Annotated in this window: 1 protein-coding gene and 1 pseudogene; both read right to left on the reverse strand. The window is 39.9% G+C overall.

The window, feature by feature from the left end; genetic code table 11:
* Positions 1-228 (reverse strand): transposase (locus ACEO2X_RS14220; RefSeq protein WP_371972188.1); only part of this gene is annotated, 228 nt, incomplete at its 3' end.
* A gap of 66 nt (positions 229-294) precedes the next feature.
* A pseudogene (locus ACEO2X_RS14225) lies at positions 295-426 on the reverse strand (IS21 family transposase); the annotation flags it as partial.

Raw genomic sequence — 426 nt, forward strand, 5'->3', positions numbered from 1 at the left:
CTTTAGCCGCTCATCAGCATACATGCGTTTTAAACGGGCATTTTCAGCCTCAAGTTCTTTAAGCCGCGTCATCATTGAAAGATCCATGCCGCCATATTTGGACTTCCACTTGTAGAATGTAGCAGAGTTCATACCATGTTCGCGGCACAAGTTCGGTATGGGTGTTCCTGCTTCAGCTTGCTTCAAGATACTCATGATCAAGCTGTCTAAATACTTAGATGTTTTCATAGAAAATCTCCTTAAATCAAGGTTATTCGATTTTCTACTTTTAAACTCAATTATTTTTAGGGGGGATTACCCTTCAAGCAAACGAGTACTTGGTTTTTCTTTAGTTGTTGCATGAATGCGTTGATTTGCTGTTTCACTAAGCCATCGACCAATATAGGCATTTGCCATATCAACATCTAAGCTAAGGTCAACCACCTT

It is taken from the genome of Acinetobacter sp. AL9, assembly GCF_041464035.1.
Lineage (GTDB): Bacteria > Pseudomonadota > Gammaproteobacteria > Pseudomonadales > Moraxellaceae > Acinetobacter > Acinetobacter towneri.